This window comes from Kitasatospora paranensis (assembly GCF_039544005.1).
Lineage (GTDB): Bacteria > Actinomycetota > Actinomycetes > Streptomycetales > Streptomycetaceae > Kitasatospora > Kitasatospora paranensis.
On the sequence record NZ_BAABKV010000001.1, the window covers coordinates 5,474,359 to 5,497,190 of the forward strand.

20 protein-coding genes, 3 pseudogenes and 1 riboswitch are annotated in these 22,832 nt (G+C 72.7%); of the genes and pseudogenes, 14 read left to right on the plus strand and 9 right to left on the minus strand.

Annotated features, from left to right (window positions below; genetic code table 11):
* Positions 1-36 precede the first annotated feature (36 nt).
* The gene (locus tag ABEB13_RS26255; RefSeq protein ID WP_345707449.1) at positions 37-1,248 is read left to right on the plus strand and encodes a L,D-transpeptidase; all 1,212 of its coding nucleotides are present in this window, start codon (positions 37-39) and stop codon (positions 1,246-1,248) included.
* A 145-nt stretch (positions 1,249-1,393) separates the two neighbouring features.
* Positions 1,394-1,897, plus strand: coding sequence for an ATP-binding protein (locus tag ABEB13_RS26260; protein WP_345707450.1), 504 nt, complete (start codon positions 1,394-1,396; stop codon positions 1,895-1,897).
* A gap of 84 nt (positions 1,898-1,981) precedes the next feature.
* Here the strand turns inward: ABEB13_RS26260 and ABEB13_RS26265 are convergent, their stop codons facing one another.
* From ABEB13_RS26265 to gcvT, 4 genes and pseudogenes are all read right to left on the minus strand, one after another.
* Positions 1,982-3,349, minus strand: coding sequence for an L-serine ammonia-lyase (locus ABEB13_RS26265; protein WP_345707451.1), 1,368 nt, complete (start codon positions 3,347-3,349; stop codon positions 1,982-1,984).
* Positions 3,350-3,496: 147 nt separating this feature from the next.
* Positions 3,497-4,764, minus strand: a pseudogene (glyA, locus tag ABEB13_RS26270) (serine hydroxymethyltransferase).
* Between the two features lie 137 nt (positions 4,765-4,901).
* A complete protein-coding gene (gene gcvH, locus ABEB13_RS26275) occupies positions 4,902-5,276 on the minus strand; it encodes a glycine cleavage system protein GcvH (RefSeq protein WP_100888469.1) in 375 nt (124 codons plus the stop codon).
* A gap of 76 nt (positions 5,277-5,352) precedes the next feature.
* Positions 5,353-6,471, minus strand: a complete 1,119-nt coding sequence (gene gcvT, locus ABEB13_RS26280; RefSeq protein WP_345707452.1) for a glycine cleavage system aminomethyltransferase GcvT — start codon at positions 6,469-6,471, stop codon at positions 5,353-5,355.
* 185 nt (positions 6,472-6,656) lie between these two features.
* Positions 6,657-6,757: riboswitch (glycine riboswitch) on the minus strand.
* A 113-nt stretch (positions 6,758-6,870) separates the two neighbouring features.
* Here gcvT and ABEB13_RS26285 point away from each other — a divergent pair.
* The 7 genes and pseudogenes from ABEB13_RS26285 (at position 6,871) to ABEB13_RS26315 (ending at position 15,443) form a co-directional block, all read left to right on the plus strand.
* Positions 6,871-7,665: an enhanced serine sensitivity protein SseB C-terminal domain-containing protein gene (locus ABEB13_RS26285; RefSeq protein ID WP_345707453.1), complete on the plus strand. Its 795-nt coding sequence runs from the start codon at positions 6,871-6,873 to the stop codon at positions 7,663-7,665.
* 167 nt (positions 7,666-7,832) lie between these two features.
* Positions 7,833-8,707 (plus strand): annotated as a pseudogene (locus ABEB13_RS26290) (enhanced serine sensitivity protein SseB C-terminal domain-containing protein).
* A gap of 626 nt (positions 8,708-9,333) precedes the next feature.
* A pseudogene (locus tag ABEB13_RS26295) lies at positions 9,334-10,322 on the plus strand (ABC transporter permease).
* A gap of 95 nt (positions 10,323-10,417) precedes the next feature.
* The gene (locus ABEB13_RS26300; RefSeq protein ID WP_100888464.1) at positions 10,418-12,187 is read left to right on the plus strand and encodes an ABC transporter substrate-binding protein; all 1,770 of its coding nucleotides are present in this window, start codon (positions 10,418-10,420) and stop codon (positions 12,185-12,187) included.
* A gap of 118 nt (positions 12,188-12,305) precedes the next feature.
* A complete protein-coding gene (locus tag ABEB13_RS26305) occupies positions 12,306-13,304 on the plus strand; it encodes an ABC transporter permease (protein ID WP_345707454.1) in 999 nt (332 codons plus the stop codon).
* Positions 13,301-14,362 carry an ABC transporter ATP-binding protein gene (locus ABEB13_RS26310; RefSeq protein ID WP_345707455.1) on the plus strand — a complete coding sequence of 354 codons (1,062 nt, stop codon included), beginning with the start codon at positions 13,301-13,303 and terminating at the stop codon, positions 14,360-14,362. Before ABEB13_RS26305 ends, ABEB13_RS26310 begins: the two co-directional genes overlap by 4 nt.
* Before the next feature lie 34 nt (positions 14,363-14,396).
* Positions 14,397-15,443 (plus strand): ABC transporter ATP-binding protein, encoded by a 1,047-nt coding sequence (locus ABEB13_RS26315; RefSeq protein WP_345707456.1) that lies wholly within the window; start codon positions 14,397-14,399, stop codon positions 15,441-15,443.
* Positions 15,444-15,511: 68 nt separating this feature from the next.
* Here the strand turns inward: ABEB13_RS26315 and ABEB13_RS26320 are convergent, their stop codons facing one another.
* A complete protein-coding gene (locus tag ABEB13_RS26320) occupies positions 15,512-15,643 on the minus strand; it encodes a hypothetical protein (protein WP_345707457.1) in 132 nt (43 codons plus the stop codon).
* A 74-nt stretch (positions 15,644-15,717) separates the two neighbouring features.
* On the opposite strand from ABEB13_RS26320, the gene ABEB13_RS26325 reads away from it, so the two are divergent.
* The 4 genes from ABEB13_RS26325 (at position 15,718) to ABEB13_RS26340 (ending at position 18,690) form a co-directional block, all read left to right on the plus strand.
* A complete protein-coding gene (locus ABEB13_RS26325) occupies positions 15,718-16,167 on the plus strand; it encodes a VOC family protein (RefSeq protein ID WP_345707458.1) in 450 nt (149 codons plus the stop codon).
* A 53-nt stretch (positions 16,168-16,220) separates the two neighbouring features.
* Positions 16,221-17,021 (plus strand): class I SAM-dependent methyltransferase, encoded by an 801-nt coding sequence (locus ABEB13_RS26330; protein ID WP_345707459.1) that lies wholly within the window; start codon positions 16,221-16,223, stop codon positions 17,019-17,021.
* A 125-nt stretch (positions 17,022-17,146) separates the two neighbouring features.
* Positions 17,147-17,926: a ferritin-like domain-containing protein gene (locus ABEB13_RS26335; RefSeq protein ID WP_345707460.1), complete on the plus strand. Its 780-nt coding sequence runs from the start codon at positions 17,147-17,149 to the stop codon at positions 17,924-17,926.
* Positions 17,927-18,030: 104 nt separating this feature from the next.
* Positions 18,031-18,690 (plus strand): trimeric intracellular cation channel family protein, encoded by a 660-nt coding sequence (locus ABEB13_RS26340; protein ID WP_100888458.1) that lies wholly within the window; start codon positions 18,031-18,033, stop codon positions 18,688-18,690.
* On the opposite strand, the gene ABEB13_RS26345 is transcribed toward ABEB13_RS26340, so the two are convergent.
* Positions 18,626-19,069: an IclR family transcriptional regulator domain-containing protein gene (locus ABEB13_RS26345; RefSeq protein ID WP_345707461.1), complete on the minus strand. Its 444-nt coding sequence runs from the start codon at positions 19,067-19,069 to the stop codon at positions 18,626-18,628. The genes ABEB13_RS26340 and ABEB13_RS26345 overlap by 65 nt on opposite strands.
* A gap of 23 nt (positions 19,070-19,092) precedes the next feature.
* Positions 19,093-19,455: an IclR family transcriptional regulator gene (locus ABEB13_RS26350; RefSeq protein ID WP_345707462.1), complete on the minus strand. Its 363-nt coding sequence runs from the start codon at positions 19,453-19,455 to the stop codon at positions 19,093-19,095.
* A 133-nt stretch (positions 19,456-19,588) separates the two neighbouring features.
* Between ABEB13_RS26350 and ABEB13_RS26355 the strand changes: the two genes are divergently transcribed.
* The gene (locus ABEB13_RS26355; RefSeq protein ID WP_345707463.1) at positions 19,589-20,776 is read left to right on the plus strand and encodes a cysteine desulfurase family protein; all 1,188 of its coding nucleotides are present in this window, start codon (positions 19,589-19,591) and stop codon (positions 20,774-20,776) included.
* Positions 20,777-20,838: 62 nt separating this feature from the next.
* On the opposite strand, the gene ABEB13_RS26360 is transcribed toward ABEB13_RS26355, so the two are convergent.
* Positions 20,839-21,507, minus strand: coding sequence for a response regulator (locus ABEB13_RS26360; RefSeq protein ID WP_345707464.1), 669 nt, complete (start codon positions 21,505-21,507; stop codon positions 20,839-20,841).
* The gene (locus ABEB13_RS26365; protein ID WP_345707465.1) at positions 21,504-22,802 is read right to left on the minus strand and encodes a sensor histidine kinase; all 1,299 of its coding nucleotides are present in this window, start codon (positions 22,800-22,802) and stop codon (positions 21,504-21,506) included. The genes ABEB13_RS26360 and ABEB13_RS26365 overlap by 4 nt, the downstream gene beginning before the upstream one ends.
* Positions 22,803-22,832: the final 30 nt, after the last annotated feature.

Genomic DNA, 22,832 nt, shown 5'->3' on the forward strand with positions numbered 1-22,832 from the left:
GCCGTGGCCGGCGAGGTGGGTACGGAGGGGGCCGGAATGGCGTCGTTGCGCAAGGGTGTGGCTGTGGGGGCGCTCGGGGGAGCGCTGGTGCTGATGGCGACCGCCTGCGGTTCGTCCGGCGGCGGTACGGGCGGTGGTTCCGGTGACGGCCGGGCGGCCACCACGGCGGCCGCGCCGAGGCCGACCGTCTCGGCGGCGCGGATCGCCATCGAGCCGGGCAACGGCGCCACCGACGTGAAGCCGTCCGGCGCCCTGAAGGTCAGTGTGGCGAGCGGCCGGCTGACCGCCGTGACCGTCACCGGCAAGGACGGCAAGGCCGTCCCGGGCACCGTCGCGGCCGACGGGCTCAGCTGGTCGCCGACCGGCACCCTGGCGGTCTCCGGCGAGTACCGGGTCAGCGCGCGGGCCGCCGACGCCGCCGGTGTCGCGACGACCGCGGAGAGCACCTTCAGCACGCTCACCCCGCAGAAGGAGGCCGACCCGCACGACAACGTCGGCAACGGCCAGACGTACGGCGTCGGCATGATCGTCTCGCTCCGCTTCGACCGGCACGTCAAGGACAAGGCGGCGGTGGAGCAGGGCGTCACCTTCGAGACCTCCGACCACACCGTGATCAAGCCGCACTGGTTCGGCGACGAGCGGGTGGACTTCCGCCCGGCCGAGTTCTGGAAGCCCGGCGCCAAGGTGACGGTGCACTACCGGCTCAAGAGCGTCGAGATCGCGCCCGGCGTGTACGGCGGCGTGGACAGCGACGAGCCCTTCACCATCGGCCGCTCCCGGGTCAGCACCGCCGACGTCAGCACCCACCGGATGACGGTCGTCGAGAACGGCCGGACGGTGGACTCGGTGCCGTTCACCGCCGGCAAGGCGGGCTTCGACAGCTGGAACGGCACCATGGTGATCGAGGAGATGGACCGCAAGACGCGGATGTCCTCCAACGGCGTCGCCGGCATCCGGGCGGGCCAGGAGTACGACCTCGACGACGTGCCGCACGCGATGCGGCTCACCGACTCGGGCACCTACGTGCACGGCAACTCCTGGGCCGGCAGCGCGATCGGCCACTCCAACGCCAGCCACGGCTGCATCGGCGTCCGGGACACCCGGTACGGCAGTGACGACACCGACGCCGGCCACTTCTACAACAACTCGCTGATCGGCGACGTGGTGACGGTGGTCAACTCCCGCGGTGCCAAGGTCGGGCCGGACAACGGCCTGAGCGGGTGGAACCTCGACTGGAGTGCTTGGTGAACAGTCCATATGCGATCGGTTTGACAGCGGCATATGCCAGCTGAATAGTGATCGTTTGCTCATTGTCCGTACGCACCCGCATGCGTTCCGCAATGATGGGCGCATGGCGGGATGGCGCGAGGCGGATCAGGCATCGAATCGGCCGGTGGGCGCGGTCGGTGACGATCCGTCGGCTGCCCTGGCCCTCGCCCTGACCGAGCTGGAGCGCCTCACCGCCGGCGAGCTGGAGCAGGCCTTCTTCGGGCTGCTCCGCGACCCGGCCGCCGAGGACGAGGTCCGGCTGCCCTCGCGGCCGGAGTCGGCCCGGGTCGCCCGCCGCCTGGTCGTCTCCGTCCTGCGTGCCTGGGAACTCCATCATCAGCTGGAGGCCGGCGAGCTGCTCACCGGTGAACTCGTCGCGAACGCCGTACGGCACGCCGGCGGCCGCACCGTCGGGCTCAAGCTCGGCCGCCGGCAGGGCTGGGTGCGGATCGAGGTCCGGGACTCCTCGCGCGCGCTGCCGTGCCTGATCGTGGCCTCCGAACGCGGCGCCCAGAACGGGCACGGCCTCGTCCTGGTCGACGCCGTCGCGGACCGCTGGGGCGCGGACCTGATGCCCCGCGGCAAGGCCGTCTGGTGCGAGCTGAAGGTCCGCGAGCGCGCCGCCTGACGGCCGGGGCCCTCAGGCCGGCGGGCCCCGGCCGGCGGGGTGCCGGACGGGGCCCGCGGTGTCATCCGTTCGGGTGGAGGCCGGTCAGCACTCGATGACGTTGACCGCGAGGCCGCCGCGCGAGGTCTCCTTGTACTTGATCTTCATGTCGGCGCCGGTCTCCTTCATCGTCTTGATCGCCTTGTCGAGCGAGACGTGGTGCCGGCCGTCGCCGCGCAGGGCCATCCGGGCGGCCGTGATCGCCTTCACGGAGGCCATGCCGTTGCGCTCGATGCACGGGATCTGGACGAGCCCGCCGACCGGGTCGCAGGTCAGGCCGAGGTTGTGCTCGATGCCGATCTCGGCGGCGTTCTCCACCTGCTCGGGGCTGCCGCCGAGCACCTCCGCGAGGCCGCCCGCCGCCATCGAGCAGGCCGAGCCCACCTCGCCCTGGCAGCCGACCTCGGCGCCCGAGATGGAGGCGTTCTCCTTGAACAGCATGCCGATCGCGCCGGCCGCCAGCATGAAGCGGACGATGCCGTCGTCGTCGGCGCCGGGGATGAAGTTCAGGTAGTAGTGCAGGACGGCCGGGACGATGCCGGCGGCGCCGTTGGTGGGCGCGGTGACCACCCGGCGGCCGGAGGCGTTCTCCTCGTTGACCGCCATCGCGTAGAGGGTCACCCACTCCATCGCGTTGGCCGGGCCGATGCCCTCGGCGCGCAGCGCGCGGGCCGCCGAGGCCGCCCGGCGGCGGACCTTCAGCCCGCCCGGGAGTATGCCCTCGCGGGCCATGCCGGCCGCCACGCACTCCTGCATCACGGCCCAGATCTCCAGCAGCCCGGCCCGGATCTCGGCCTCGGTGCGCCAGGCCTTCTCGTTCTCCAGCATCAGGGCGGAGATCGACAGCCCGGTCTCCCGGGTGAGGCGCAGCAGCTCCTCGCCGGTGCGGAAGGGGTGGCGCAGTGCGGTGTCGTCCGGCTTGACGCGCTCGGCGCCGATGGCGTCCTCGTCGACGACGAAGCCGCCGCCGACCGAGTAGTAGGTCTTCTCCAGGAGCAGGGCGCCGGCCTCGTCCCAGGCGGCGAGGGTCATCCCGTTCGCGTGGTACGGCAGGGAGCGGCGCCGGTGCAGCACCACCTGGGCGGCGGGGTCGAAGGCGATCTCGTGCTCGTCGAGCAGCCGCAGCCGCCTGGCGGCGTGGATCCGCTCGACGGCCTCGTCGGCGCGGTCGACGTCGACGGTGCGCGGCGAGTTGCCCTCCAGGCCGAGCAGGACGGCCTTGGGGGTGCCGTGGCCGTGGCCGGTGGCGCCGAGCGAGCCGAACAGCTCGGCGCGGACGCTGCCGGTCTTGTCGAGCAGCCCTTCCGAGCGCAGCCGGCGGGCGAACATCCGGGCCGCGCGCATCGGGCCGACGGTGTGCGAGCTGGAGGGCCCGATGCCGATGGAGAAGAGGTCGAAGACGCTGAGGGCCACGGGGTGACGTCCTTGTCTGTCTCGTGGAAGGACTTGCGGGGTGACACGGGACGGGGCACCGCGCGCACTGTCCAGTGTGCGCGGTGCCCCGGGAGGTCCGGGCGGCCGGCGGGGGTGAGGCCGGTCACCGCGGGGAGGGAGCCGGTCCTACAGGTCCGGGTACAGCGGGTACTTCACGGCCAGCGCGGTGACGCGGGCCTTCAGCGCGGTGGCCTTGGCCTCGTCGAAGCCCGGCAGCAGGGCCTCGGCGATGATGTCGGCGACCTCGCGGAAGTCCTCGGCCTGGAAGCCGCGGGTGGCGAGCGCCGGGGTGCCGATCCGCAGGCCGGAGGTGACCATCGGCGGGCGCGGGTCGTTCGGGACGGCGTTGCGGTTGACCGTGATGCCGACCTCGTGGAGGCGGTCCTCGGCGTCCTGGCCGTTCAGCTCGCTGTTGCGCAGGTCGACCAGGACGAGGTGGACGTCCGTGCCGCCGGAGAGCACCGAGACGCCGGCGTCCACGGTGTCCTGCTGCAGGAGGCGCTCGGCGAGGATCTTCGCGCCGGCGAGGGTGCGCTGCTGGCGCTCCTTGAACTCCTCCGAGGCGGCGACCTTGAAGGCCACGGCCTTGGCGGCGATCACGTGCTCCAGCGGGCCGCCCTGCTGGCCGGGGAAGACCGCGGAGTTGATCTTCTTCGCCCACTCGGCCTTGGAGAGGATGACGCCGCCGCGCGGGCCGCCCAGGGTCTTGTGGGTGGTGGTGGTGACCACGTCGGCGTACGGCACCGGCGAGGGTGCAGGCCCGCGGCGACCAGACCGGCGAAGTGCGCCATGTCGACCATGAGCAGTGCGCCGACCTCGTCCGCGATGCGGCGGAACTCGGCGAAGTCCAGCTGGCGCGGGTAGGCGGACCAGCCGGCGATGATCAGCTTCGGCTGGTGCTCCTTGGCGAGGCGCTCGACCTCGGCCATGTCGACCTGGCCGGACTTCTCGTCCACGTGGTACGCGGCCACGTTGTAGAGCTTGCCGGAGAAGTTGATCTTCATGCCGTGGGTGAGGTGGCCGCCGTGCGCCAGGCTCAGGCCCAGGATGGTGTCGCCCGGCTGGATCAGGGCGAACATCGCGGCCGCATTGGCCTGCGCGCCGGAGTGCGGCTGCACGTTGGCGTGCTCGGCGCCGAACAGCGCCTTCACCCGGTCGATCGCGATCTGCTCGGCCACGTCGACGTGCTCGCAGCCGCCGTAGTAGCGCTTGCCGGGGTAGCCCTCGGCGTACTTGTTGGTCAGGACCGAGCCCTGGGCCTCCATGACCGCCACCGGGGCGAAGTTCTCGGAGGCGATCATTTCGAGGGTGGTCTGCTGGCGGTGCAGCTCGGCGTCGACCGCGGCCGCGATCTCCGGGTCGAGCGCGTGCAGGGACTGGTTGAGAACCGTCATGAGGTGGTGTCTCCCCTAGGGCGGTGAAGGAGCGCCGCGCGCGGCAGCGCCGGCCGGCAGGACGGCGGGCGACGCGCGGGCCAGGGGCCGGAGGGGGCGGCCGCCGCGCTGCGACCGCCCCGGGGGTGGAGCGGCGGTCAGCCGCCGATGAAGGCGGTGTACGCGTCGGCGTCGAGCAGCTCGTCGGTCGCCTCGACGCGGACCTTGAACAGCCAGCCGCCCTCGAACGGGGCGCTGTTCACCAGCGAGTTGTCGTCGATCACGGCCTGGTTGACCTCGACGATCTCACCGGTGGCCGGCGAGTACAGGTCGCTGACCGACTTGGTGGACTCGAGCTCACCGCAGGTCTCACCCGCGGTGACGGTGTCACCGACCTCGGGGAGCTGGACGTACACGATGTCGCCGAGCGCGTCCGCCGCGTGGGCGGTGATGCCGACGGTCGACACCCCGTCCTCGGCGGCGGTCAGCCACTCGTGCTCCTTGGTGTACTGCAGGTGCTTGGGGTTGCTCATGGCGTCATTCTCCAGGATGGCAAGAGGGAAGGGCGGAGCGGTCCGCTGGGCGGACCCGGGGATGGCGGATCGGGCCTCAGCGGGCGCGCTTGTAGAACGGCAGCGCCACGACCTCGACGGGCTCGTGCTTGCCGCGCACGTCGACCGCGACCGCGGTGCCGGGCTCCGCGTGCGCCGCGTCCAGGTAGGCGATGGCGATCGGCCGGCCGAGGGTCGGGGAGGGCGTGCCCGAGGTGATCCGGCCGATCACGGTGCCGTCGGCGTCGACCACGTCGTACTCGGCCCGCGGCACCCGCTTGCCCTCGGAGACCAGGCCGACCAGCTTGCGCGGCGGGTTGGACTCCGCCTCCGCCGCGGCCTGCTCCAGCGCCTTGCGGCCGACGAACGCGCCGTCGTTGGTGGTCTTGTCGAAGCGCACCACCCGGCCCAGGCCCGCGTCGAACGGGGTCAGGTCGGTGGACAGCTCGTGGCCGTACAGCGGCATGCCCGCCTCCAGGCGCAGCGTGTCGCGGCAGGACAGGCCGCACGGCACCAGGCCGGCGCCCGTGCCGGCCTCGGTCAGCGCCTGCCAGAGGTGCTCGGCGTCGGCCGGGGCGCAGAAGACCTCGAAGCCGTCCTCGCCGGTGTAGCCGGTGCGGGCCAGCCACACCTGGCGGCCGGCCACGGTGGCGGGCAGCAGCGCGTAGTACTTGAGGCCGGGCAGGTCGGCGTCGGTGACCGAGGCGAGGATGCCGTTGGCCTCCGGGCCCTGGACGGCGATCAGCGCGTAGGCGTCCCGGTCGTCGCGCACGACGGCGTCGAAGCCCTCGGCGCGCTCGGTCAGCGCGTCCAGCACGACCTGCGCGTTGGAGGCGTTGGCGACCACCATGTACTCGTCCTCCGCGGTGCGGTAGACGATGAGGTCGTCGAGGATGCCGCCGTCCTCGCGGCAGATCATCGTGTAGCGGGCGCGCAGTACGCCGAGCGCCGAGATGAAGCCGACCAGGGCGTGGTCCAGCATCGCGCCGGCCTGCGGGCCGCTGACGGTGATCTCGCCCATGTGCGAGAGGTCGAACAGGCCGGCCCGGTTGCGGACGGCGAGGTGCTCCTCGCGCTCGCTGCCGTAACGCAGCGGCATGTCCCAGCCGGCGAAGTCGGTCATCGTGGCACCGAGCGAGCGGTGCAGCGCGTCGAGCGCGGTGTGACGGAGGGACATGACGGACGGACTCCTTGGCTGCTTGCGGGCACGCGTGGGCCCTTCCCGCCCGCGAACGGGCACGGAAGGTGTGGAGTCTCCCCGTCTGTCGTCAACAACCTGAGAGCTTCACCGCCTCCTCCAAGGATGGCGGCTTGCACCGTGGGTGGGCGCACGGCGCGGCCGTGTCCACTTTCCAGATGTGCCTCGCCCGTGCGGTAGGGGGCCTGAGAGATTCCGGGGAGGACTTGCTCCTTCGGCGCCGGGCGCGCCCTGTCGGGCGTCCGGACTCTCCCGCGCGGGTTCGAGCGGCCAGTATGAGGTTGTCGGTACAGCGGGCTCATCATGGCATGCCGCCGACCCTGATGGGAGAGGGGAGGCCCGCTAGGCTCTGTCCTGAGGTCGATCGAAGGGGCGTTCATGGGGTATCCGGCGGGCGAGGCACAGGCGTGGGCCGCACCCGGAGAGGCGCCGGAGGGCGGCGGCTGGCCGGTCAACGAACTGGAACAGGTGCTCACCGCGGCGCTCGGCGACCCCGGCGCGACACCCCGGGTCATCGAGGTGCTCGCGCGCAGCCAGGTGTGGATCCCGCTGCCGGCCGGCGCCGACCCGCAGGGCGCCTCCCTGGACCTGCCGACGATCGAGCTGGCGGGCTCCCCGTACGTGCCGGTGTTCTCCTCGCAGGAGCAGTTCCTCCAGCACGCGCCGGGGATGGCCTTCGCGATCGCCCCGGTGTGGGAGTTCGCCCGCGGCCTGCCGCTCGGCATCGGCATCGCGGTCAACCCCGAGGCGCCGGTCGGCCTCCCGGTGCCGCCGGAGGGCGTGGCGGAGCTGCGCCGCGGGCCGCGGGACGACCGCTGGGCCGCCGAACCGCTCCCCGAGGGCGCCGCGGTCGCGCTGCGTGAGCCCGAGCCGCACCAGGAGCCCTACGCCTTCCTGGCCGCCGCGACCGCCGAACTCGCCGCCGTCCCGGGCGTGCTGACGGCCCGTCGGGCGCTCGCCCGGGTGGAGGCGGACGCGCCGCAGCTGTACGTCGGCGTCCAGCTGGACCCGCAGTGGCCGGCCGAACCCGCGCAGGTCAACGAGGCGCTCGGGCGGGCGCTGGGAACCGCGCCGCCGCCGTGGGGCGTCCACCTGGTGCTGCTCGACCTGGCCGACGACCCGGTGGTCGAGTGGCTGGTCACCCGGGTCGCGCCGTTCTACGTGCGCGGATGACCCGTCCGGCCCCGGCCCTGGGGGCCGGGAGGGGGAATGCGGTATGACGCCTGTCGGCCACGCCCAATAGGGTGCTCCCCGACAGTTGGGGACGACGGTCCACACGAGCGGTGGAACACGGAGCGGACGGGGCGCGACGACGTGAGAGAGCGGAGCGGGGCGGGCGCATGAGCGCGGCAGCGGCTGGTGGCGCGTCCGGCCAGTGGGGCCGGACGCCGGAAGGCGACCCGGGCGCCATCGAGCGCGCCCTCGGTGCGGTCGGCCCGGAGCGCTGGGAGGCCTACGAGGAGCTGCTGCGCGCCCTGGCCGGCGGCCAGGTGTGGATGCTGCTCTGGCACGGCACCCCCGGCAGCCCCGACGCCCAGTACGGGAACATGGACATCAGCGGGCACGGGTACGCGCCCGCGGTCACCTCCCCGAGCAGCTCGCCGCCAGCGGCTGGGCCCGCGCCCACGAGGTCATCCCCGGCGCGGAGATCGCCGCGGCGCTCTTCCGCACCCGCTGGGGCCTGTGGCTCAACCCGCACGCCCCCGGCGGCGGCGTCGGCGTCCCCTGGGCGGACCTGCGCCGGATCGCGCTGGGCCTGGACCGGCTGCCCGCCGGTCCGCTGCAGCTGAGCGAACCGCAGGTGCACGCCCCGCAGTTCTACGCCCTGCTGGAACAGCAGGCCGGCGAGGTGCGGCCGTTGCGCGCGCTGCGCCGTGCCTGGGTGCAGCCCGTGCTCGGCGAGCCGTACCTGGCCATCGGCCTGGACCTGTACGACACCTCCCCGCCGGCCGTGGAGGCGGCCCGGGCGCTGGTGCAACGCGCGGCCGCGCTCGCCCCCGAGGGGCTGGCGGTCTCCACCGTGGCGGTGGCCGACGAGTTCGACCCGGTGGCGCTCTGGATGAGGGCGAACGCCCGGCCGTTCTTCGACCGCGACGCCCAGTACGGGCAGCCGCAGGCCCCCGCGCCCTACCCGCCCTACGGTTACTCTCCGCAACCGGCTCCGGGGCACCAGGGCTGGCCGCAACAGCCCTGGCAGGGCTACCCCGGGCGCTGACGGCGCCTGCTCCCCACCACCGTCCGAGGCGCCGCGCGCCCGGGCAGTGGCGGCATTCCGCCACTGGCGTTATCCCGCCGTTTTCTGCGGGGCCGCTGGTCCTGGCTCTTTCGTGGCGTCATCCCGCCGTTGGCGACCTTACGTCAGCATGCGTCTTGTCGGTTTTGTTTCAACGATGTGAAGACGCCTATTCGTCCGGCTTTGCCGTGCATGCGGTAGATCACAGTTGGGCATCCTTCGGTTTCCCCTCTGGCGGAAGGCCGCTCCGATAACGGAGAGTGCTGCACACGCAGTGCGCGAGCCGAGCCCCACAAAGGCGAACGCGCACCTCGTCCGCTGAACCGCGCGATGTGCATGCCGCGCTCTCCAGCACCCAGCACGCCCGAAGTACCTGCTTCCGCACAGACCGGACCTCCACCGCGCGGCCTCCGCCGCTCACCGGACTCCGGCACCCCCGAAAACGAACTCTGCACCGCCGCACCGGCGTACGGAACCACCGCACCGCTCTGCACCGCACCTGTCGCGAACTCCGGACCGTCCGAGGTCCGGGCCCTGACCGGGCCCGGGTCGCCTCGCCGACCGGAACCGTGGGCCGGCCACCGTCGGCGAGGGGAACGAACTGACTCATGACCACACCCATCGAGACCACCGGCTCAGCGAGGCCTGAGGCCCCGCCCGCGGGCGGCCCGTCCAAGAGCATCCAAGGACGCTCTCCCGGACGGATCGCCTGGGACCGGCTGAAGCGGGACAAGGTCGCCCTCGCGGGCGGCGCCGTGGTGCTCCTGCTGATCCTTGCCGCGATCTTCGCCCCCGTGCTGACCTCGCTCCTCGGCCACCCGGTCGACGAACCGCACCCGGACCAGATCAACCCCGACCTGGGCCTGCCCAAGGGCGCCTACGGCGGGATGAGCAGCGACTTCCTGCTCGGCGTCGACCCGACCTTCGGTCGCGACGTCTTCAGCCGGATCCTCTACGGCGCCCGCATCTCGCTCACGGTGGCCTTCCTGGCCGCCGGCGTCTCCGTGCTGATCGGCGTGGTGCTCGGTGCCGCGGCCGGCTACTTCGGCGGCTGGATCGACTCGGCGATCAGCCGGGTGATGGACGTGCTGCTGGCCTTCCCGCAGCTGCTGTTCTCCATCGCCCTGGTCTCGGTCATGCCCAACTCGCTGCTCGGCCTCAGCGGCAGCGGCGTGCGGATGGCGATCCTGGTGCTGGTGATCGGCTTCTTCGGCTGGCCGTACATCGGACGCATCGTCCGCGGCCAGGCGCTGTCGCTCCGGCACCGCGAGTTCGTCGACGCCGCCCGCAGCCTGGGCGCCGGCAGCCTGCACATCCTGTTCCGGGAGCTGCTGCCGAACCTGGTCGCCCCGATCCTCGTCTACGCGACGCTGATCATCCCGACCAACATCCTCAGCGAGGCGGCGCTCAGCTTCCTTGGAGCGGGCGTGAAGCCCCCACGCCGTCCTGGGGTCAGATGCTCTCCGACGCGACCAAGATCTACCAGGTCGACCCGACGTACATGGTCGTCCCCGGCATCGCGATCTTCGTCACGGTGCTCGCCTTCAACCTCTTCGGTGACGGCCTGCGCGACGCCCTCGACCCCAAGGGCAACTAGTCCAGCCCTCCCTCAAGACCCGGCAGGCCCCTCTCAGCCTGCCCGCCCCCGGCGGACCCTTCGTGCCCGCACATCATCAGGAGGATTCCTCACCCATGAAGCGCAACAGGACACTTGCCGCAGCCTCCCTCGTGGCTGCCCTGGCTCTGACCACTGCGGCCTGCGGCGGCACCAAGGGCGGCACCAGCGACACCGCGACCAAGGGCGCGTCGGCGGGTGGCTTCAACGCCGCCGTGGACAAGGTGCTGAACCCCTCCGACAAGAAGGGCGGCACGCTCAACCTCTGGACGAGCACCGACGTCGACTCCCTCGACCCGGGCCGTGCGTACTACGCCTCCGTCTGGAACTACGAGCGCTTCTACGCCCGTACCCTGCTGGCCTTCGACGGCAAGGCGGGCAAGGACAGCCTCAAGCTCGTCCCGGACCTCGCGGCCAACCAGCCGGCGGTCGCCTCGGACGGCAAGACCTACACCTTCCACCTGAAGCAGGGTCTGAAGTTCGAGGACGGCTCCCCGATCACCTCGAAGGACATCAAGTACGGCATCGAGCGCATCTTCGCGCAGGACGTCGTCTCCGGTGGCCCGACCTACCTGATCCAGTCCCTGGACCAGGGCCAGAACTACCCCGGCCCGTACAAGGACACCGACCCGAACAAGCTGGGCCTGAAGACGGTCGAGACCCCGGACGACGGCACCATCATCTTCCACCTGGCCAAGCCGGACTCCTCCTTCCCGTACCTGCTGGCCATGGGCTCCGCCTCGCCCGTCCCGCAGAAGCTGGACACCGGCGCCAAGTACGGCGACAAGCCGGTCTCCTCCGGCCCGTACAAGTTCAGCAAGGTCGAGCCGGGCAAGGGCTACGAGCTCGTCCGCAACCCCAACTGGGACCCGACCAGCGACCCGTTCCGCAAGGCGCTGCCGGACGTCGTCAAGCTGACGGTCACCACCAACGCCGACGACATGGACGCGCGTCTGCTGGACGGCTCCGCCGACATCGACTGGGGCCAGACCGGTCTGTCCCAGGCCGCCCAGGTCAAGGTCCTCCAGGACCCGAAGCTGAAGGCCAACACGGACGACCCGTACAACGGCTTCATCCGCTTCATCGCGCTGAACCAGAAGGTCGCGCCCTTCGACAACATCCACTGCCGCAAGGCGGTGCTGTACGCGGCCGACACCACCGCCCTGCAGACCGCCCGCGGCGGCTCGGTGGCCGGTTCGACCTTCGGCAACATGCTGCCCCCGAACATCCTCGGCTCGGACGACTACGACCCGTTCGGCCTGACCAAGGGCAAGCCCGACCTGGAGAAGGCCAAGGCCGAGCTCAAGGACTGCGGCAAGGAGGGTGGCTTCACCACCACCATCGCCGTCCGTGGCAACAAGGCCAAGGAGGTCAACACCGCCGTCGCGCTGCAGACCGCCCTCAAGGCGATCAACGTCACGGTCAACGTCGACCAGTACGACGGCAAGCTGCTCGCCTCCGTCGCCGGTGCGCCGGACGTCGTCCACCAGAAGGGCTACGGCCTGATCGTCGCCGGCTGGGGTGCCGACTACCCGAACGGCGCCGGCTACATGCAGCCCCTGATGGACAGCCGCTTCATCACCAAGAACGGCAACAGCAACTACCCGGAGACCTCGGACCCCGCGGTCGACAAGCTGTTCGACCAGGCTGCCGCCGAGGTCGACCCGGCCAAGGCCGCCGACATCTACAAGCAGATCAACCACAAGGTCGTCGACACCGCCGTGTGGCTGCCCGTCGTCGCCGACAAGGCGCTCAACTACCGCAACCCGCGCCTGACCAACGTCTACATCACCGACGCGTTCGGCGAGGTCGACTTCCAGGCGCTCGGCGTCTCCGACGGCAAGTGACCTGCCCCGTCCTCACCCCGTAGTTCGCAAAGCTAGTCCGAAGGGCAGGTGAAGGTCCCGCCCGGGCCGGCCGCCACCCCCACAGGGGAGGCGCCGGCCCGGGGCGGGCCCGACCGCAGTGCTCGTGTATCTCATTCGACGGCTCGTCAACGTCGTCGCCATGCTGCTGGTGGTCTCCGCGGTCACCTTTGGCATCTTCTTCATGGTGCCCAAGCTCACCGGGACAGACCCCGCGCTCCTCTACGTCGGCAAGATCGCCGACAAGGTGGCCGTCGAGGGCATCCGTCACAAGATGGGCCTCGACAAGCCCATCCTCGAGCAGTACCTCCTGTTCCTGAAGGGCCTGTTCGTCGGGCGCGACTACAGCACCGGCGTGGACATCACCCACTGCTCCGCGCCGTGCTTCGGTTACTCCTTCAAGACCGAGCAGGAGGTGTGGCCCGTCCTGCTCGACCGGTTGGGCGTCACCGCCTCGCTCGCCGCCGGCGCGTCCCTGCTGTGGCTCGTGTTCGGCACCGCGACCGGCGTGGTCTCGGCGCTGCGCCGCCGCACCGCGATCGACCGCATCACCATGACCACCGCCCTGGCCGGCGTCTCGCTGCCGATCTACTTCACCGGCATGCTCGCCAGCGCGATCTTCGTCTACCAGCTCGGCTGGTTCCCGCACGACTACGTGAACCTCGGCGACGACCCGGTCGGCTGGTTCCAGAACCTCGTGCTGCCGTGGGTCACCCTCGCGTTCCTGTACGCGGCGACCTACGCCCGTCTCACCCGCGCCACCCTGCTCGAAGTGCTCGGCGAGGACTACATCCGCACCGCCCGGGCCAAGGGCCTCGGCGAGCGGACGGTCATCGGCAAGCACGCCATGCGCTCCACGCTCACCCCGATCCTCACCGTCTTCGGTATGGACCTCGGAGCCCTGATCGGCGGCGCGGTGCTCACCGAGACGACCTTCAACTTCCGTGGCCTCGGCTACGAGGCGGTCGCCGCGGTCAGCTCCAGCGACCTGCCGGTGATCATGGGTGTCACGCTCTTCGCCGGCTTCTTCATCATCATTGCCAACCTGCTGGTTGACGTGTTGTACGCCGTTGTCGATCCCCGCGTGAGGCTGGCATGAGCAAGACGCTGAACACCCAGAAGCCGTCCGCGTTCCTCTCGGTCCGCGACCTGCGGGTGCACTTCCCCACCGAGGACGGCCTGGTCAAGTCCGTCGACGGGCTGACCTTCGACCTGGAGAAGGGCAAGACCCTCGGCATCGTGGGCGAGTCCGGCTCCGGCAAGTCGGTCACCTCGCTGTCGATCATGGGCCTGCACCGCGTCGGCACCAAGCGCGGTGCCCCGCGGATCTCCGGCGAGGTCTGGCTCGACGGCGAGGAGCTGATCGGCGCCGACCCCGAGCGGGTGCGCAAGCTGCGGGGCCAGAAGATGGCCATGATCTTCCAGGACCCGCTGACGGCGATGCACCCCTACTACTCGGTGGGCGCGCAGATCGTCGAGGGCTACCGGGCGCACCACCCCGGCACCTCCAAGAAGCAGGCCCGCACCCGGGCGATCGAGATGCTCGACCGGGTCGGCATCCCGCAGCCCGACAAGCGCGTGGACGCCTACCCGCACGAGTTCTCCGGCGGCATGCGCCAGCGCGCGATGATCGCCATGGCCCTGGTCAACGACCCGTCGCTGCTGATCGCGGACGAGCCGACCACCGCCCTGGACGTCACGGTCCAGGCGCAGATCCTGGACCTCATCCGGGACCTGCAGAAGGAGTTCGGCTCGGCCGTTGTCATCATCACCCACGACCTCGGCGTGGTGGCCGAGCTCGCCGACGACATCCTGGTGATGTACGGCGGCAAGTCGGTCGAGCGCGGACCGGCCGCGACCCTCTTCGAGTCGCCCGAGCACCCCTACACCTGGGGTCTGCTCGGTTCGATGCCCCGGCTCGACCGGGAGCTCCAGGACCGGCTGATCCCCGTCCAGGGCACCCCGCCGAGCCTGATCAACGTTCCGTCGGGCTGCGCCTTCCACCCGCGCTGCCCGTACGCCGAACTGACGGCGGGCCGTTCCACGACCGAGGTGCCCGTGCTGGCGGAGGCCGCCCCGCGGCACCACGCGGCCTGCCACCTGCCGATCGCCGAACGGCACCGGATCTTCGCCGAAGAGATCGCGCCCCGGCTGTGACCCGGCCGCACGTACCACAATCAGGAGACAACCGATGAGGGACAGTCAGACGGCGGCGATCCCCGCACCTGCGTCCGCGTCCGACCGTGAGCCGCTGCTCAAGGTGACCGGTCTGGCCAAGCACTTCCCGATCACCAAGGGGCTGCTGCGCCGCCAGAACGGCGCCGTCCGGGCCGTGGACGGGCTGGACTTCGCGGTCAACGCCGGCGAGACCCTCGGTGTGGTCGGCGAGTCCGGCTGCGGCAAGTCGACCATGGGCCGCCTGGTCACCCGGCTGGAGGAGCCGACCGGCGGCAGGATCGAGTTCGAGGGCCACGACATCACCCACCTGGGTGTCTCGGCGATGCGTCCGCTGCGCCGCGACATCCAGATGATCTTCCAGGACCCGTACTCCTCGCTGAACCCCCGGCACACCGTCGGCACCATCATCGGGGCGCCGTTCCGGCTGCAGAAGGTGGCCACCGAGGGCGGCACCAAGCGGGCCGTGCAGGACCTGATGGCGCTGTGCGGCCTCAGCCCGGAGCACTACAACCGCTACCCGCACGAGTTCTCCGGCGGCCAGCGGCAGCGCATCGGCATCGCCCGCGCGCTGGCGCTCAAGCCGAAGATGATCGTCGCGGACGAGCCGGTGTCGGCGCTGGACGTGTCGATCCAGGCGCAGGTGGTCAACCTGCTGGACGACCTCCAGAACGAGCTCGGCCTGACCTACCTGATCATCGCGCACGACCTCTCGGTGGTCCGGCACGTCTCGGACCGGGTCGCGGTGATGTACCTGGGCAAGATCGTCGAGATCGCGGACCGCGACTCGCTGTACGCCACGCCGATGCACCCGTACACCAACGCGCTGATGTCCGCGGTGCCGGTGCCGGACCCGCGCCGCAAGGAGCGCCGCGAGCGCATCCTGCTCACCGGTGACGTCCCGTCGCCGCTCAACCCGCCGAGCGGCTGCCGCTTCCGCACCCGCTGCTGGAAGGCACAGGACGTCTGCGCCACCCAGGAGCCGCCGCTGGTCGCGGCGAAGGCCGGCCACCAGGTGGCCTGCCACTTCCCGGAGAACCCGGTGGGCGTGCAGGGGTTCTGACGATCCCGCACGACGTGCCCGGCCGCAGGCCCGGATGCCCCGCGCATCCGGGCCTGCGGTGTCCGCGGTCAGGCCGGGCCGAGCCGGAGTGCGATCCCGTCGGGGGAGGTCAGCAGCTCCCCCACCCGCCCGGGCGGGTGGGGGACGGTGCGGGGGACGCCGATCCGCCAGCCGGCGCCGCGGGTGAGTCCGGTGGGCATCTCCGGGCTCCTTCGGGTGAGTGCCGTGCCCCGGGGGTTGCGGGCGCCGCCCCTCCACCACTATGACCGGTGGCATGACTCTGGAGTGGAAGATCGTCGTGGACTGCGCGGCCCCGCGGGCCCAGGCCGCCTTCTGGGCCGAGGCCCTCGGGTATCTGGTGGAGGACCACTCCTCTCTGATCGAGCACCTGCTGGGGCTCGGCACGATCACCGCCGAGGCGTACACCGAGGAGGGCGGCCGCAAGGTCTGGCACACCGCCGCCGCCGTCCGCCACCCCGACGACCCGGTCGACCCGGTCAGCGGGATGGGCCGCGGCCGCCGGATCCTGTTCCAGGCCGTGCCCGAGCCGAAGACCGTCAAGAACCGCCTCCACCTCGACCTGCACGCCGGCCCGGAGCGCCGCGAGGAGGAGGTCGCGCGGCTAACGGGGCTGGGGGCCACCGTGCTCGCCCGGATCGACGAGCCGGGCAGCCGGCACGTCACCATGGCCGACCCGGAGGGCAACGAGTTCTGCGTCCAGTAGCCGTGCCAGACTGGCCGCCGGCACGGCCGGCGACCACCGGCAGAGGGACGGACATGGAGAACTTCGCGGACTTCGAGCGGCGCGGCTGGGCGCGGCGCAGCACCACCTACGACGGCGGCTTCGGCGCGATGACCGCGGGCCTGCACCGGGCCCTGCTCGACCGTGCCGCGGTCGGCCCGGGCGGCCGGCTGCTGGAGGTGGGCTGCGGCACCGGCCGGCTCGCCGCCCTGGCCGCGGCCGGCGGCGCCCGGGTGGTGGCCACCGACGCGGTGCTGCCGATGGCCGCCGCGGCCGCCGCCGCGCTGCCCGGCACCCCGGTGCTGGCCGCCGTGCTGCCGGGGCTGCCCTTCGCCGACGGTGTGTTCGACGCCGTGGTCGGCGCCTTCGTGGTCAACCACGTCCCGGACCCGCCGGCCGCGCTCGCCGACCTCGCCCGGGTGGTCGTCCGCGGCGGCCGGGTGGTGCTGTCCTGCTGGGACGCGCTCGCCCGCAACCGGGCGCAGGGCGTCTTCGCCGAGGCGGTGGCCGACGCCGACGCCGACGGCCCGCCGCGGGCCCGCCGCGCGCCCTCGCCGTTCGCCCGGTACGGCGATCCGGACACGCTGACCGGCCTGCTGGGCGCCGCGGGCCTGGTGGACGTCCGGGTGGAGCGGGCCGACTGGACGCACCGCGTGGACCCGGACGACTGGTGGTACCACGTGCTGGGCGGCACCGTGCTCACCGCTTCGCTGATCGAGGACCGGGCGCCCGCCGACCTCGCCCGGATCCGGGCGGCCTACGACCGGCTCGCAGCGCCGTACGCCGCGGCCGGCTTCCCGGTGGCGGCCCTGGTCGCCGTCGGCACCCGGCGGTAGCCGTTCCTCCGTCCGGGCGAGCGCGCGGCCCGTGCTGTTGCACGCCCCGGATCGGCTGCGTTCACTGACGGTGTCCGGATCCGATTCGAGGTAGGCCCCTGAGGTGGCCCGGGGAGTGGGGCGAGATGCTGTCCGCACGCAGCCTGTTCCAGGAGATCCACGACGACGACGAGGCGTTCCGCCTGTTCTGCAGCATCGCGGCCAAGGGCGAGGACCAGGGCGGCTGGGAGAACGGCCGGATCTCCCGGCTGGTCACCGACCAGGTGCTCGCCCCCAAGGTGGCCCGGCACGGCGCCGACGAGGACAAGCACGGGCGGATCTTCAACGCCCTGCTGCACAAGCGCGGGCTCGGCCCGGTCGCCGTCCCCGACGACACGGACTACACGATGATGCTGGAGCGCCAGGGCATCGGCCTCGCGCACAGCCGGCTGCGCCGGGACGAGCCGCTCGGCGAGGCGGACGTGATCACCTACCTCGCGCACAGCCGGGTGACCGAGCAGCGGGCCGCCGAGCAGATGCAGCTGCTGAAGAAGGTCTTCGGGGACCACCCGGACATCGGCCGCGCGGTGCGGATGATCTCCGCGGACGAGGACAACCACCTCGCGTTCTGCCACGAGGAGCTGCTGCGGCTGGCCGCCGCCGGGCACGGCCGCAGCATCCTGCGGGTCCTCCAGCAGACCGCGCGGGCGGAGATCCGCACCTACCGCGACGTCAGTCTCGCCGTGATGGCGCACATGGGCCGGATCCTGGGCTGGCCCCGGGCCAAGTCCCTGCTGCTGGCGGCCGGCATCCACGCCGTCTACGGCTGGGAGCGGGCGGTGGGCTGGCGGCGGATGACCACCCTGGTGATGCCCGAGCGGCGCAACGCCCTCGGCGGCCCGGCCCCGCAGGAGTCCATCGCCTGACGGTCGCGGCCGAGCCCGCCCCCGCGTTCCGTACACCACCCGGCCGGCCTCGGGGCCACCGGGGCCGCGCCGGTACGACGATCGCACCCAGGGAGACTTGGCCGGTGAGTTCGCACATCTTCTCCCCGGGGCTGCAACAGGCCCTGGACCTGGTCGGCATCTTCGTCTTCGCACTGTCCGGCGGCCTGCTGGCCGTCCGCAAGAACATGGACATCTTCGGCATCTGCGTCCTGGCGGAGGCCACCGCACTGGGCGGCGGCGTCATGCGGGACCTGGTCATCGGGGCGACCCCGGTCGCCGCGTTCAGCAACCTCGGCTACTTCTCCACCCCGCTCGCCGCCGGCCTCGTGGTCTTCTTCCTGCACCCCGAGGTCGAGCGGATCAACCGCGCCGTGCAGACCCTCGACGCGGCCGGCCTCGGCCTGTTCTGCGTCACCGGCACCATCAAGGCGCACGACTACGGCCTCGGCTTCGTCGCGTCCGTCGCCCTCGGCATGCTCACCGCGGCGGGCGGCGGCGTCATCCGCGACCTGCTCGCCATGGAGCCGCCCTCGCTGCTGCGCTGGGACCGTGAGATCTACGCGGTGCCCGCCCTGGTCGGCGCCACCGTGGTCGCCCTGCTCCTCGCCGCCGGCCGGCTCACCGGGCTCAACGCCTCCGCCGCCGCCCTGGTCGCCTTCACCATCCGGATGCTGGCCCTCAGGTACGGCTGGCGCGCTCCGCGTGCTTGGCACCGCAACGGTTCTCGCACCAGCGAGGAGTAGGCGAGCCGCCGTACGCCAGCGAGATCGCCTCCACCGTGCACAGCAGCTCCGGCAGCAGCCGGCTCAGCTCGGCCACCGGGACGGACTCGGCCGGCGCCGAGATCGAGCACGCCGCGATCGACCGGCCCTCGGTGCCCATGATCGGCGCCGCCAGGCAGTTCACCGCCTTGCGGTAGCCGCCCTGGTCCACCGCCCAGCCCTGGCGGCGGACGGCGGCCAGCTCCGTCCGCAGCCCCTCCGCCGGCACCCGCCCGCCGCCGGGCGCCCCGGCGCCCTGCGGACGGCCCCGCAGGCCGTCCAGAAAGGCCGTCAGCTGCTCCTCCGGCAGGTCGGCGAGCAGCACCCGCCCGGTGGCCGTGGCCGCCGCCGGCGCCCGCATGCCGATCCGCCCGCCGTGGGTCGTCAGCCCCCGGCCGCCGGGTGGCGGCCCTCCACCCGGTCCAGGTAGAGGACGGTGTCGTCCTCCAGCACGGCCAGCTGGACGGTGTGCCCGTACCGCTCGTTGAGCGAGGCCAGATAGGGGGCGGCCACCTGGCGGATGTCGATGCCCTCCAGGGCCTGCTGGGCCAGGCCGAACAGCCGGCCGCCGAGCCGGTAGCGGTGGTCCGGCTGGCGGTGCACGAAGCCGTGCTCCTGGAGGGTGCGCAGCAGGCGCAGCGCGGTGGACTTGTGCACGCCGATCCGTGCCGCGGCCTGCTCAAGGGAGGCGGGCCCCTCGCCCAGCGAGGCGAGGATCGTCAGTGCCCGGTCGACCGTCTGCGACATCCGCCCACCCCTCGTCGCACATCAGTGGGCAGGAGGCTAACGGCGCGTTGCACCCGCTGCAATGGCCGAATCGTGACCGAGCGCCGGACACCGGCCCGGGACAGGCCCGGGCGGCCCCTACACTGGAGCCGCCATGCCATATCTCGACCATGCAGCCACCACGCCGATGCTGCCCGAGGCTGTCGCCGCCATGAGCGCGCACCTCGGGGTCGTCGGCAACGCCTCCTCCCTGCACGCGGCCGGGCGCCGCGCCCGCCGGGTGGTCGAGGAGTCCCGCGAGTCGCTCGCCGCCTCGCTCGGCGCCAGGCCCAGCGAGATCGTGCTGACCGCGGGCGGCACCGAGTCCGACAACCTCGCCGTGAAGGGCCTGTACTGGGCCCGGCGCGGCGCCGACCCGCGGCGCCGCCGGGTGCTGTGCAGCCCGGTCGAGCACCACGCGGTGCTGGACGCGGTGCACTGGCTCGCCGAGCACGAGGACGCCGACGTCGAGTACCTGCCGGTCGACGCGCTGGGCCGGGTGCACCCCGAGGCGCTGCGCGAGGCCATCGAGCGGGAGCCCGCCGATGTCGCCCTGGTCACCGTGATGTGGGCCAACAACGAGGTCGGTACGCTGCAGCCGGTCGTCGAACTGGCCGCGGTGGCAGCCGAGTTCGACATCCCGATGCACGCCGACGCGGTGCAGGCGCTCGGCCAGGTCCCGGTCGGCTTCGCCGACTCGGGGCTCACCGCGCTGACCGTCACCGGGCACAAGATCGGCGGCCCGTACGGGGTCGGCGCCCTGCTGCTGGCCCGCAACGCCGCACCCGTGCCGCTGCTGCACGGCGGCGGCCAGGAGCGCGACGTCCGCTCCGGCACGCTCGACGTGCCGGGCGCGGCCGCCTTCGCGGTGGCCGCTGACCTCGCCGTCCGGCGGCGCGAGGAGCACGCCGAGGCGGTCGGCGCCCTCCGCGACGAACTCGTCGCCCAGGTCCTCAAGGCCGTGCCGGACGCCGTGCTCAACGGCGACCCGGCACCCGGCGGCCGGCTCGCCAACAACGCGCACTTCTCCTTCCCGGGGTGCGAGGGCGACGCGCTGCTGATGCTGCTCGACGCCCAGGGCATCGAGTGCTCCACCGGCTCCGCCTGCTCGGCCGGGGTGCCGCAGCCCAGCCACGTGCTGCTCGCGATGGGCGTCGACCCGCTGCTCGCCCGGGCCAGCCTGCGCTTCTCGCTCGGCCACACCTCGGTGGACGCCGACGTCGCCGCGCTCGCCGCGGCCATCGCACCCGCCGTCGAGCGGGCCCGCAACGCCGGCCGCGCCGCCGCCCGCCGCTCCTCGTGAGCCGCCGCTCCTCCTGAAGCGACGCTCCTCGTGAGCCGGCGCCCGGAAGCGCCGGGCGAGCGCTAGGCCGGGTGCACGAGCCGGTTCTCGTAGGCGAAGACGACCGCCTGCACCCGGTCGCGCAGGCCGAGCTTCAGCAGGATCCGGCTGACGTGGGTCTTCACGGTGGCCTCGGCGAGGCTGAGTTCGGCGGCGATCTCGGCGTTCGACAGGCCGCGGGCGACCTGGACGAGGACGCTGCGCTCACGGGCCGTCAGGGCGGCCACCGCCGCTTCGCCGCGGCCCGGGCCGCCGCCGTCGGCCGGCAGCTGGGAGGCGAAGGTGTCCAGCAGCCGCCGGGTGATCCGCGGTGCGATCACCGCGTCCCCCGCCGCGACGCAGCGGATCGCCGCGAGCAGCTCGTCCGGTCGCGCGTTCTTGAGCAGGAAGCCCGACGCCCCGGCGCGCAGCCCGGCGAAGGCGTACTCGTCGAGGTCGAAGGTGGTCAGGATGAGCACCTTGGTGTCGGGGCTCTGCTCGACGATCCGCCGGGTCGCCTCGATGCCGTCCATGCCGGGCATCCGGACGTCCATCAGCACCACGTCGACCTGCTGCTCGGCGGCGATCCGGACGGCCGCCCCGCCGTCCTCCGCCTCGCCGGCCACCGCCATGTCCGGCTGCGACTCCAGCACCAGCGAGAACGCCACCCGCAGCAGCGGCTGGTCGTCCACCAGCAGGACTCGTACGGTCATCCGGCGGCCGCCCTCTCGGATTCGTCCGGCCCGGGGCCGGCGGGTGTCGGGTCGTCGAGATCGAGGGTGACCGCGACCCGCCAGCCGCCGCCGGGCAGCGGGCCGGCCGACAGCTCGCCGCCGTAGGCGGCGGCCCGCTCCCGCATCCCGGCGATGCCCTGGCCCGGGCCCGGGGCCGCCGCGCCCGGCCGGCCGTCGTCATCGATCCCGACCGTCACCGCGGACGGCGAGCAGTCCACCCGCACCCGGGCGCGGGCCCCCGGCGCGGCGTGCTTGAGCGTGTTGGTCAGCGACTCCTGGACGAGCCGGTACACGGTCAGCTGGGCGCCGGGGGAGATCGCGGCGTGGTCGCCGGTCAGCCGCAGCTCGGCGGGCAGTCCGGCGGCCCCGACCTGCTCCAGCAGGGCGGCCAGCTGGCCGATGCCGGGCTGCGGGTGGCGCAGCGCGTCCGGCTCGTCGGCGCGCAGCACGCCCAGGAAGCGGCGCATGTCGGTGAGCGCGCGGCGGCCGGTCTCGGCGGACTGCCGCATCGCGTCGGTGGCCCGCTCCGGGGAGCGGGGGTTGGCGTACACCGCGGCGTCGGCGAGGGCGACCATCACCGACAGGTTGTGGGTGACGATGTCGTGCATCTCCCGGGCGATCCGGGAGCGTTCCTCGGCCACCGCCAGCGCGGACTGCTGGTCGCGGGAGCGCTCCAGGTCCAGGGCGCGCTGCCGCAGCGCGCTCAGCTGGGCCCGGCGGGCCCGGACGTTCAGGCCGATCACCATCGCGGCGACCGTGGTGCCCGACAGCAGCACGAAGATCCGGATCTGGTTGTCGAGCAGCGAGCCGTGCTCGCCGACCGGTGTCCAGCGCAGCACCGACAGCAGCACGCCGAGCTCGACGACCGCCCAGGCGATCAGGGTCCGCTGCCGCCGGCAGTGCGCCGCCACGGTGTAGAGCGCGAGCAGGACGGCCAGGTCGGCGGGCATGCCGTGGGTGGTCAGCCACTGCACGAAGGCGACCGCCGCCGTCACCGCGAACACCGCGAACGGGGCCCGCCGCCGGAAGGTCAGCGGCAGCACCAGCGCGGCCTGCAGCACCCAGATCCACGGCCGGGTGTGCAGTTCGCGGTGCTGCGGCGCGGCGGTGATCAGCAGCAGCGCGACCGCGCAGCAGAAGTCCACCGCCGTCGGGTACCGCTCGGTGAGCACCCTCACCCGCAGCCGCCCGACCAGGCCGGACAGCGCGCCGAGCCCGGGCCGGGCGCCGGAGCGTCCGGCCCGGGCCGGCAGGGTCTGCTGGGGTGCGGTCACCGGACCATGCTCACACGCCGCGGCAGCGGA

What these genes read in the sequence shown, in the direction of transcription:
- gcvT (WP_345707452.1), bottom strand. Translation starts at nt 6,471, where the DNA reads ATGTCCCTCCGTCACACCGCGCTCGACGCGCTGCACCGCTCGCTCGGT.
- ABEB13_RS26310 (WP_345707455.1), top strand. Translation starts at nt 13,301, where the DNA reads ATGAGCAAGACGCTGAACACCCAGAAGCCGTCCGCGTTCCTCTCGGTC.
- ABEB13_RS26330 (WP_345707459.1), top strand. Translation starts at nt 16,221, where the DNA reads ATGGAGAACTTCGCGGACTTCGAGCGGCGCGGCTGGGCGCGGCGCAGC.
- ABEB13_RS26300 (WP_100888464.1), top strand. Translation starts at nt 10,418, where the DNA reads ATGAAGCGCAACAGGACACTTGCCGCAGCCTCCCTCGTGGCTGCCCTG.
- ABEB13_RS26325 (WP_345707458.1), top strand. Translation starts at nt 15,718, where the DNA reads ATGACTCTGGAGTGGAAGATCGTCGTGGACTGCGCGGCCCCGCGGGCC.
- ABEB13_RS26345 (WP_345707461.1), bottom strand. Translation starts at nt 19,069, where the DNA reads ATGCGGGCGCCGGCGGCGGCCACGGCCACCGGGCGGGTGCTGCTCGCC.
- ABEB13_RS26360 (WP_345707464.1), bottom strand. Translation starts at nt 21,507, where the DNA reads ATGACCGTACGAGTCCTGCTGGTGGACGACCAGCCGCTGCTGCGGGTG.
- ABEB13_RS26355 (WP_345707463.1), top strand. Translation starts at nt 19,589, where the DNA reads ATGCCATATCTCGACCATGCAGCCACCACGCCGATGCTGCCCGAGGCT.
- ABEB13_RS26255 (WP_345707449.1), top strand. Translation starts at nt 37, where the DNA reads ATGGCGTCGTTGCGCAAGGGTGTGGCTGTGGGGGCGCTCGGGGGAGCG.
- ABEB13_RS26285 (WP_345707453.1), top strand. Translation starts at nt 6,871, where the DNA reads ATGGGGTATCCGGCGGGCGAGGCACAGGCGTGGGCCGCACCCGGAGAG.
- gcvH (WP_100888469.1), bottom strand. Translation starts at nt 5,276, where the DNA reads ATGAGCAACCCCAAGCACCTGCAGTACACCAAGGAGCACGAGTGGCTG.
- ABEB13_RS26350 (WP_345707462.1), bottom strand. Translation starts at nt 19,455, where the DNA reads ATGTCGCAGACGGTCGACCGGGCACTGACGATCCTCGCCTCGCTGGGC.
- ABEB13_RS26335 (WP_345707460.1), top strand. Translation starts at nt 17,147, where the DNA reads ATGCTGTCCGCACGCAGCCTGTTCCAGGAGATCCACGACGACGACGAG.
- ABEB13_RS26315 (WP_345707456.1), top strand. Translation starts at nt 14,397, where the DNA reads ATGAGGGACAGTCAGACGGCGGCGATCCCCGCACCTGCGTCCGCGTCC.
- ABEB13_RS26320 (WP_345707457.1), bottom strand. Translation starts at nt 15,643, where the DNA reads ATGCCCACCGGACTCACCCGCGGCGCCGGCTGGCGGATCGGCGTCCCC.